The following is a 9,795-nucleotide window of genomic DNA, read 5'->3' on the forward strand; positions in this document are numbered from 1 at the left end:
CCATTGTTATTTTTGAATCGAAAGGCTATATTTACTGACACACAACAATGTATATGAAAAATAGGCGAAAAAGTACTAATTGAAATATTTTTGGCTTGTATCAAACTTTAGAATTAGACAAAAATTTAGGGCTTAGTGATCGCCTACTTATCATATACGAAACGTTGGGCAACATTTGAAAAAATCACGCTGAATAACCAACAAACTAAATGAAGTGGACAGTTCACTCATTTTAACTTTTGAAAAACCTACTGAAATTATAGTTTCGTTGCAATAAACGAACTATTTAAAAAATTAAACCAATGAAAAACATCTTATTTATTCTTTTAGGATTTTTAACAATTCAAACTTTTGCTCAAAACAAAAACTTCATCGACCAGCCATTTTTAGAAACTATTGCTGAAATTGACACATTAGTGACACCTGACAAAATTCATTTAGTTATTATTTTGAACGAAGAAGATAATCGGAATAAAAAATCGACAGAGGAATTGGAAGCATCAATGTTGAGAGTACTAAACTCATTGAATATTGATTTAGAAAAAAATCTTTCTGTTTTAGATTACAGTAGCGACTTTAAAAAATACTTTTTAAGCGGACAAAAAATTCTAAAAACAAAAATGTTTTCGTTAATTGTCAACGACGCACAGACTGTTGGAAAAGTAATGGCAGGATTGGAACGTGAAGAAATATCGAATGTATCAATTACTAAAACAGAATATTCAAAATCTGACCAATTATTACTTGACCTAAAAGCAAAAGCTATTCTAAAAGCAAAACAGAATGCCGAAAAAATGGTTGAACCTTTAAATCAAAAAATTGGAAAAGCTATATACGTTTCAGATTTAGAGACTGAATCGATAGCAAGCCAATTGCAAGGTAAAGTGGCTGGAGTTCAAATTAGAGGCTACTCAAGCATTTATGGAAGTCGTGCACAGGAAGATATCGTAATTGATTTTGAAAAAATGAAGTTTTCCTCAAAAGTAACTGTGAAATTTATAATCGAATAAAAAACGTTGCCCAACACCGTGTAACACGCATTGCTTCTGATTTTCCTTTCGGAAAATCCTCGCAAGCGTGAACGTTCGTGTTTTTTAAGTATCTTAGTTCCTAAACCACGCAACGCCTGTTACACAAACACGTTGTACCTCATTTCCAAACCGAACGCAAAATGAAAATATTTCCGACTAATAATTATCAATTTGAACTTAAAAAAGAAAGTTCAGATGCGTTGTCTGAATTGGAAAAAAACACATTGATAACTAACTCTCTTGTTTCGGAGTGGACAAAAAAAGCGTTTATCGGACAAGTAAACAGAAACGGATTTAAAATAATCTCATCAAAACCTGGACGTGGAGCATTTTGCGTTTTAGAGGGAAAAGTTGAATCTTATAACGGAACTCTTGAAATCAGAATTCATAAAGCCTTCAAAGTAATGTTATCACTTATCTTTTTATTCCCAATAATCGGATTTTTAATAGCATTGTTTACAAAAGAAAAAGAGATTATAATTTCTTTGATAATTCCGACTTTAATGGCTGTCGTTGTTTTTAGATTTATTTTCACGGAATTAGCATTTAGAATTATATCAAAAAACGGACTGAATAAACTGACTGAAATAATCGGAATAACAAAACTGAAAAAAAACGAGGTACAACACCGGCTATAGTTCATTGCTTCTGACTTTCCTCTCGGAAAGTCCTCGCAAATTTACTATCTTCGGTTTACGGCGGAAAATCCTCGCGGATTTTCACGCAACGAAACCATAGCCAAACCGTTGTGGTGCATTTAAGAAATGGAAAACTTAATAGAAAAATCTGCTGAACAAATAAAGGACCGAATTCAATTTTGGTTCTTAAAATATTTCAATAAAACCAAAACGGATTTTAATGGAAGTGAGATTTTTACACTATTCGAACTTCTAAATGCGGAATTAAGAGCCGAACTTAAAAAACGACTGAATTTATACCCAAATGAAATTCCTGTTTTAGTTTTAAAAATTTCAAAATCGGAATTTATAATTAATACAACCAAAAAGTTTGTCCGAATTGACTCAGATTCGACTGAAATAATTGATTACGCAGAGTTTGAATGGCATAATGGATATAAATCATTTGTTGTTGACAAAGAGAAAAAGATAATTACTAAACACGATGGACATTTTGCGGAATTTGGACTAAGAAAAACTAATGGAGAAATTATCTATTGGAAAATACCAACTGGAGTTCCTGGATTTGGATTTTGGAATGTTACCAAGAAGTGTGAATTAATCGGACGGAAATTTATAACAACTGAATAAAAAACGACACCACAACAATGGCTATAAGTAATTGCTTGTTCTCGTCTACTTTGGAAATTCCTGCGGAATTTCCAACTTGGTGTGTACTTGCAAAGTTAATCGCTAAACCACGCAACTACTCATAGCCGAGACCGTTGGAAGGAATTAAAAAATAAATGTTTAGACCTAGATTAATAGATATACATAACATTCAAAAGAGTCAAGAAGACTTGGATTTTGCTATTCCAATTGTGGATGAAGATATTCCTCTATATGTTGATCCTTTTCTATTATGGAAATCTGTTTCTCAACAAGACCAGTCTTTACATACGTCAATTGTAAACGCATTTAATCAACTTGGAAATGAATATTTAAAAGGAGACGAGAAAGAAGCAATCTCTAAACTAATTACTTTATCAGAATGTGAAAGTATTGGGTTAGGGCTTTCGAAAACTCGAAGGGGTAAAAGAATTAGTGAAAAGCAGGCTATTTCTATTTTGCAATTATTCAAAAATATCCCCCAAATAAACAAGCAAGGATTTTTGCATTTTGAAGAGATTCAATTGTTAGTTGATAATATTTCAAAAGATAGAATTAGCGATTTAGCTTGTAATTTTATTCTATCCTTTCTTATTGATTTTACGATTGAGCAATGTGAAAACCTCGGTATACCAATTGAAGAAGTGCAACTTGACCATGTCTATAATTATAGGGACAATAAAATTTCTCAAGAGACAACCTTCCTACCTGTAAACCCAAAGAATTCAGATCCTATTGTTTTTGTCCCTAAGAGATGGTTGAGATTCGTGCCATGGATAAATTATGAGGATTATTTCAAGGGATATTTTATTGAAAAAGGATTAAATGGTGAAGACGAATTACCTGACCGAGTGAAGCTTCTAAACTACAATCGCCATAATTATGACATATTCAGCACATACATTAAGCAAAAGGAAAAAAAGCAAGCAGACTGTTTAAATGATCCTCTTTTTAAACAAATACCGATTCTATCTTCTAAAAGAAAAATATCCGAACTTGAAAAAACTCCTTCAGGGTTAGAAGATAAAGCTGACAAGAAATTTGAGGATATTATCTGCACCCTATTACCTTCTTTTTTTTATCCACATCTTGATTTTGCTCTAGATCAAAGCAGAACCGATTCGGGAGTTTTAATACGAGATTTGATATTCTACAACAATAGAAATTTTGAATTTTTGGATGACATTTATAAAGATTACGAGAGTAAACAAATCGTATTCGAATTAAAAAACACGAAAAGTATAGATCGTAATCACATTAATCAACTAAATAGATATCTATCGGACTCATTAGGGAAATTTGGAGTTATTGTAACAAGAAACAGACCTCCCAAAAAAATCATTAAAAACACCATTGATTTATGGGCTGGTCAAAGAAGGTGTATACTTATACTTTCTGATGAGGACATTAAACTAATGAGTATTGTTTTCGAAAGCAAGCAAAGGTTACCAATTGAAATTTTAAAATCGAAATATGTTGAATTTATGAGGCAATGCCCCTCTTAATATTAAGAATATGAAAAATAAAGATGAAATAGACGTATTTGAAAAATTGTATAGCCAAATAGAAGGGTTACATCAGGAGATTGGTACCCTTTCCAAAAAATCACCATCAGATGCGATAAATCCATTTAAACTTAAAATGATCAATAAAGTATTGATAAGAGCTAATACTATCTTGGAAAACAAGTACAAACCATTTGAAGATTTTGATTCATTTGAGGAGGATGATATTCCCACTAATAGTGACGTTACCTTAATACTTTCTCAATATTATGAGTGTATGGAAAAAATGCGTTCCGACAATATTAACGAATATGGTTATTGGTTGATTAATGGATCAAAAAGCGACCACAAAACTGCTCGACCAAAAAAACTAACCAAAAAATAATGACAAAAAAGACAACTTTACCCAGTGAAGCGGACATTAATCAATTTAATATGTTATCCGAATTGGTTGATGCTGTTTACATCGAAATGAAAGAGCTTTCTAAAAAGAAGCCAGACGATTTATTGAATAAATTCAAAGTTAAATCTGTAAACAGGGTTTTAGAAAAACTCAAAGTCCTCTTAAAGTCTGAGCCTACTGTTGAGTTTTTAGACATTTTAGATGAAGAATCTTTACCTTCTAACAGCGACTCAGTGTTGATAATAAGTCAACATATTGCTGCTCTTAAGGAATTCAAAAGCAGATATTATTTCTATGACAAATCATCTTATGAAAATAGGTGGAGAACAAAGGAAAACCCATAAACTCCTTCCAACATTGTATAAGAGCAATAGCGGGTGAAGTGGTAAAAGTAAGGTCTGTTCATTTAAAAAACTTTTGTTGTGGCGGACAGGTAATTGCCTTGAAATCCGCTACTGCTCTTATACTTGACCGTTAGGCACAATTAGAAAAATGAAAAACACAAAGAACTTAGTTTACACAATAACATTTGTCTCAATTTTCTTTTTCCAATGTAAATCGCAAACGGAAAATAAGTCAAATGAAAGCGAAGAAACACAAAACAATAAAGTTTATATCAATCCAAATTATAGCGTAGAAACTATCGAACCTGAAACATATAATGCGACAGGAAAAGTGTATAACATTTTTATTTTCAACGAAACTGCAAATTCAATAAATGCTAATCAAAAAGTGATAATTAAGCCAAACGAAAGTTATGTATTTAAAATACCTGACACAATGGGTATTGCACTTGATAACGGAATTCAATTCTTCTTTGGAGAAACGGAAGGATTAGAAGTAATTGACAATAAAATCCAAGTGGCAGGTTTAGGTGGAGAATGGCTCGAAAAATTAAATGTACCAAAATCTGTGGATTGGGCGTTTTCAATTTTAAAACCAGGAGAAGGAGACCCAATTCCAGAATAAGGCAAAATGAAAAAACTGTTTTTAGACGATGTAAGGACTATCGAAATGATTTATGATAAATCAATGGAATTTGAATTTGACATAGTTCGGACTTTTGACGAATTCGTTGCATACATAAAAGAAAATGGATTGCCGAATTACATAAGTTTTGACAATGACCTCGGACTTGATAAAAACGGAATTGTAGCTTTAGACGGATTGGCTTGTGCCAAATGGTTAGTTTATGAATCTGGACTTGATTTACGGAACTTGGAATTCAAAGTTCACTCTGCGAATCCAGTTGCGTCTGAACAAATAAAAGGACTTTTAAATAATTATATAAAACATTTAAAAACCACGGAATAAAATAACTGTGCTTAACAATGGCTATAAACAATTGCTTTTACTGGCTTAGCCTGAAAATTCCTGCGGAATTTTCAGCTTGTCTTGTACTTGCAAAAGTCCGTGCCAACACACGCAACTGTTCATAGCCGAGACCGTTGTGCGCAATCTGAAAAAAACTTAATGAATAGAATTTTTATCATATTAATGACCTTATTATGTTCAGTTTCATCTTGCAAAGTATCTGAAAAAATAGCGGAAAATATATCTTGTGACGGAAATATTGAAATACAATATGACCGAACTAAATTATTTGGAAACGATAATCCTAAAGCGGATAAAAAGTTAGATGCTTTTCAAGTTATATTCTTATCTGATTTTGATGAAAATATAAAAGCATACGTGAATGACAAATTAGTGTTTAATGAATTTGTGAAAATTGGAGCAAATTCTCATAGCATAGAAAATACTTTCGGATATAATTATAAGTCGGATTTAAAAACACCGATTTTAAAAGTGGAGTCAATTGAAAAAGGGACTTGCTTTGACATTGAGATTAATAAAAATTATAAAGTTATTTATCTTTTTATAGATAAAAATGGAAAGTGGATTGTCAGATTCTCAAACGAATATTATTTAATCTGAAAAAGAAAGACTGCGCACAACACCGTATAAAAAAAATTGCTAGTTTTAGCTAAACCAAAGTTAGTTGCTCGTTTGCTAGCTTCTGATTTTCCTTCGGAAAATCCTCGCACACAAAAACGCAACTTTCTTTATACAAACACGTTGTAAAACATAATGAAACAAACTTTCAGCATATTAATTATACTTCTGACATTCCAAATGGCATTTGCTTGTAATTGTGGAAAGTTTCGGACTTTTATATCTGCAAGTAAAGACAGTGAATTAGTAATAAAAGCTAAAGTTTTAAAACATAACTATTACAACCGACAAGGGCAATCCGTTTCGAAAGAAGAAATTGATGAAACGGAATTTTTCGGACATTCAATTCTTGTAGAAGTTTTAGAAATTATAAAAGGACAGGAAAGCCGAAAAACATTTGAAATTTATGGTGGTTCGGAATGGAAATACGCATCAGACTGTAAAATGAAAATCGACGGAATTAAAATCAACGAAACCTATATTTTTTCATTATATCAATCGATAAAGTCTAAACACAGTCAACCGAATGAAAATAAAAACGATTATTCACTTTATGCTTGCCAAGAATCTTACATCAAATTTATTAACGAAACGGAATCTGTAAAAGGAGTTTTTAAAGGTAAAAACTTGGACAAAGAGAGAATTATTCCTTATAAAAAAATGAAAAATAAAATTACGTTTTACAACAACGGCTATAATTCATTGCGGTTGAATTCCTACTCGGAATTCAACGCAAGTTTGCTATCTTTCGGCTACAGCGGAAAGAATCCTGCGGATTTTTCCGCAACGAAATCATAGCCCAACCGTTGTAGCACATTTGAGAAATGAAGAAACGAAATCCATATTTAACCTACATTCTGATAATTGGAATAGTTCTTTTAATGACATTTATTGACAGAATTGAGTTCTTGAAACCATTAAAAAATATTGTGTTTCTGATTTGGGTTCCAATCATTATTTGGGATATAATAGAAAGACTAAAATATAGAAATGGAAAAAGAACGAATATCTTAAGAATAAGAACGAACAACGATGATTACAACCGAATATTCCCATTTATTTTCGGAACTATTTTAATTGTTGCTAGCTACTTTGGTTTAAAAAATATTGAATCTGAAAAAATTCTCTTGTACTCAATACTTATTACTGGAATTCTATATTTAATAACAGGATTTCTGTTTGTGCCGACTGGGATAATTGAATACAAAAATGATAAATTAAGTTTTGTGAATGGAAATAATAAACACTCTATCGGAATTGACAATATTGATAGTATTGAATTAAAATCAAGTGACATAATAATAGCGGACAAAAATCAAAAGAAATATTATGTGAATTTTATGAATTTAATCGAGTCTGACTATCAAGAAATATCTGAATTTTTAAAAAATAGAATCGGAAATAAAATAGAGATAAAAAACGTGCTACAACAAAGTACTGTGGTAAAAAACAAGTAAAAAAGCATTAATTTTTCACCATGGTACTTCTGTAACTATCCTCATATATTAGTCCAGATTTAGCAATAGCAAAAGCTTGTTTTAAGAGCTTATTGCATACTGCAATTAATGCTAATTTTTTACTTTTTCCTTTAGCAACTAATCGCTCATAAATATCCTTACAAGCTTTATTGTATTTGCAGGCATTAAAACTGCACATAAATAATAAGTTTCGAAGTTTTTGGTTCCCCATTTTACTTATTTTACTCCGGCCAGTTACACTGCTGCCACTTCTTTTTATCACGGGAGTCAATCCTGCATAACTACACAATTCACTACCACTTGTAAATCGTTCAAAACCATCTGTAAGAACCACCAACATTAGGGCTGTTTTGTTTCCGATACCTGGTATGCTTTTTAATCGGGTTAGTACTTCTTGATGCTCTTGTTTAACCAAAATCAAAAGCTTGTTTTCCAGCATTTTTATTTCTTTTTGCACTTGCTTCAAACTACGTTTTAAAGAGCTTACAACTGCTTTACTTGGATTTCCTAAAACAGATTCACCATGTAATTTATTTTTAATCATGGTGCTTTGTTTTGTATATACAGCAAGGAGCCTGGTGATTTGAAGACACTCTGTTTGGTGTTTAGAGTTGCCTTTCCAGAGCTTTAAGTCGACTTGTTTGGCATATTCACAGATCTGTTTAGCATCGCTCTTATCCGTTTTAATTTTAGATAATTTCATCTGTATAAAACGTTTTACTGCTAATGGGTTTTCTACAGAAACTCTAATACCTGATTCTAACAAATAATAAGCTAATTGATAATGATAATATCCTGTAGCTTCCATGACACAATGGCTATCTATATCTAATATTTTTGCAAACTTTTTAAAGCCAGAAAGGGTGTTTTTAAACTGGTAAAAGTTGCCATTAGAATCTGCAACATCAAAAACTAAGTGGCTAATGTCAATACCGAAAAATTTAATATTTTTATTCATAAGAAAATGATTTTTGAAAGGACATCTACGCGAGTTTCAACGACTTAAAAGCGAGGTCTAAAGGCCTCATAGAACTGTACGAAATCTGTGTAGAAAAAGAGAGGGGATTTTCAATGTTGACGAGATCTAAGTCTCTGCGTATATAATAACCTTATTCCTCTCTTTTGTTCTTTCTGATTTATATCTAAATTTAATGAATTGTAAACTTAAGCCGTGTATAGCTCATTGCGGCTGAATTCCTAATCGGAATTCATTGCAATTTGCTATCTTTCGGTTACGGCGGAAAATCCTCGCGGATTTTCCGCAACGAGCCATACACACACGTTGTGGCTAATTTGAAATGACAAGACTTACACCATATATCATATTATTTCTGACGGCAGTATTTCTGTTGTCATTTGGCATGCCGACCAAGGAGTTGACTGAGTATGGTAAATGGCTAGAATTTCACAACCTCAATCACTCCGACTTTACAAAATTTGGAGATGATGTTGAAAAAAAGGTGGAGTGGTATCCGTACGATCTGAACTTAGAATATCAAGAGCTTTTTAAACCGTTCAGACTATATTCACAAGACTCTTCTTATTTTATCGACTTAGATAGCTACTCGTTAGTACTAGAAAAAGAAAACGGAAAGTTGATTTCTTATGGGAGCGAGATTGATCGTAAAGTTCAAGTAGTAAAAACAAATGACTCCAATGCAACAACTCTACTTTTTTGCGGAACAGATTGTTATCCGGAGACTGCTAATTGGCTAACTGATAGTACAGTTGAAATTCTAGGATTTACCCTAGTTGATGAAAGGTTTGTCCCTACAAAATGGAAAATCGACCTAAACAATATGTTATTTACCAAATACCGAGCTGACAAGACTTTCAGTAAAATGCCAGACAGTTATATGGAGTTAGAAAGACTCAAAGAAATTGAATTTAAAGAATAAAAAAACTAGCCACAACAATGGCTAAGAAAACATAGGGCAGATAAGGCTTTTAGAAAGTTTCGTACACATAGTAAACTTTGGTAACTGTGGACAGCGATCGCTTCGAAAGCCCTACGTTTCTTAGCCGGACCGTTGTAAGTAATTTTGAGAAAACTGCTGACCATAATATTAATTTTGACCTTCGGACTTATTTCCTGCGAGTCTGAAAAAAAATATTCGGACTATAACGAATCGGACTTTT

General features: G+C 32.2%; 13 protein-coding genes. 12 read left to right on the forward strand and 1 reads right to left on the reverse strand.

Translation table 11 applies throughout. The features are described from left to right. The first annotated feature begins 302 nt into the window (after positions 1–302). The 11 genes from FHP04_RS13850 (at position 303) to FHP04_RS13910 (ending at position 7,635) form a co-directional block, all read left to right on the forward strand. Positions 303–1,010, forward strand: a complete 708-nt coding sequence (locus FHP04_RS13850; protein WP_139856753.1) for an SIMPL domain-containing protein — start codon at positions 303–305, stop codon at positions 1,008–1,010. A 161-nt stretch (positions 1,011–1,171) separates the two neighbouring features. Next, entirely contained in the window at positions 1,172–1,669 is a 498-nt protein-coding gene (locus FHP04_RS13855) for a hypothetical protein (RefSeq protein ID WP_139856754.1), read from the forward strand. A gap of 126 nt (positions 1,670–1,795) precedes the next feature. After that, on the forward strand, positions 1,796–2,299 hold the full coding sequence (locus tag FHP04_RS13865; protein ID WP_139856755.1) for a hypothetical protein: 504 nt from the start codon (positions 1,796–1,798) through the stop codon (positions 2,297–2,299). Positions 2,300–2,454: 155 nt separating this feature from the next. Beyond that, on the forward strand, positions 2,455–3,822 hold the full coding sequence (locus FHP04_RS13870) for a hypothetical protein (RefSeq protein ID WP_139856756.1): 1,368 nt from the start codon (positions 2,455–2,457) through the stop codon (positions 3,820–3,822). Positions 3,823–3,832: 10 nt separating this feature from the next. Next, positions 3,833–4,207, forward strand: coding sequence for a hypothetical protein (locus FHP04_RS13875; protein ID WP_139856757.1), 375 nt, complete (start codon positions 3,833–3,835; stop codon positions 4,205–4,207). Then, positions 4,207–4,569 (forward strand): hypothetical protein, encoded by a 363-nt coding sequence (locus FHP04_RS13880; RefSeq protein ID WP_139856758.1) that lies wholly within the window; start codon positions 4,207–4,209, stop codon positions 4,567–4,569. The genes FHP04_RS13875 and FHP04_RS13880 overlap by 1 nt, the downstream gene beginning before the upstream one ends. A 148-nt stretch (positions 4,570–4,717) precedes the next feature. Beyond that, on the forward strand, positions 4,718–5,194 hold the full coding sequence (locus FHP04_RS13885; protein ID WP_139856759.1) for a hypothetical protein: 477 nt from the start codon (positions 4,718–4,720) through the stop codon (positions 5,192–5,194). Positions 5,195–5,200: 6 nt separating this feature from the next. Then, positions 5,201–5,539: a cyclic-phosphate processing receiver domain-containing protein gene (locus FHP04_RS13890; protein WP_139856760.1), complete on the forward strand. Its 339-nt coding sequence runs from the start codon at positions 5,201–5,203 to the stop codon at positions 5,537–5,539. 159 nt (positions 5,540–5,698) lie between these two features. Next, complete coding sequence (locus FHP04_RS13895; RefSeq protein ID WP_123796530.1) at positions 5,699–6,160, forward strand: hypothetical protein; 462 nt, start codon at positions 5,699–5,701, stop codon at positions 6,158–6,160. A 153-nt stretch (positions 6,161–6,313) separates the two neighbouring features. Then, positions 6,314–6,976, forward strand: a complete 663-nt coding sequence (locus tag FHP04_RS13905) for a hypothetical protein (protein ID WP_139856762.1) — start codon at positions 6,314–6,316, stop codon at positions 6,974–6,976. Positions 6,977–7,002: 26 nt separating this feature from the next. Beyond that, entirely contained in the window at positions 7,003–7,635 is a 633-nt protein-coding gene (locus FHP04_RS13910) for a hypothetical protein (RefSeq protein ID WP_139856763.1), read from the forward strand. A 7-nt stretch (positions 7,636–7,642) separates the two neighbouring features. Here FHP04_RS13910 and FHP04_RS13915 read toward each other — a convergent pair whose 3' ends face one another. Continuing rightward, on the reverse strand, positions 7,643–8,614 hold the full coding sequence (locus FHP04_RS13915; RefSeq protein ID WP_139856764.1) for an IS110 family RNA-guided transposase: 972 nt from the start codon (positions 8,612–8,614) through the stop codon (positions 7,643–7,645). Positions 8,615–8,954: 340 nt separating this feature from the next. Between FHP04_RS13915 and FHP04_RS13920 the strand changes: the two genes are divergently transcribed. Further along, the gene (locus FHP04_RS13920) at positions 8,955–9,554 is read left to right on the forward strand and encodes a hypothetical protein (RefSeq protein WP_139856765.1); all 600 of its coding nucleotides are present in this window, start codon (positions 8,955–8,957) and stop codon (positions 9,552–9,554) included. Positions 9,555–9,795: the final 241 nt, after the last annotated feature.

This window comes from Aequorivita sinensis (assembly GCF_006346335.1).
In the GTDB taxonomy this organism is placed as follows: Bacteria; Bacteroidota; Bacteroidia; order Flavobacteriales; family Flavobacteriaceae; genus Aequorivita; species Aequorivita sinensis.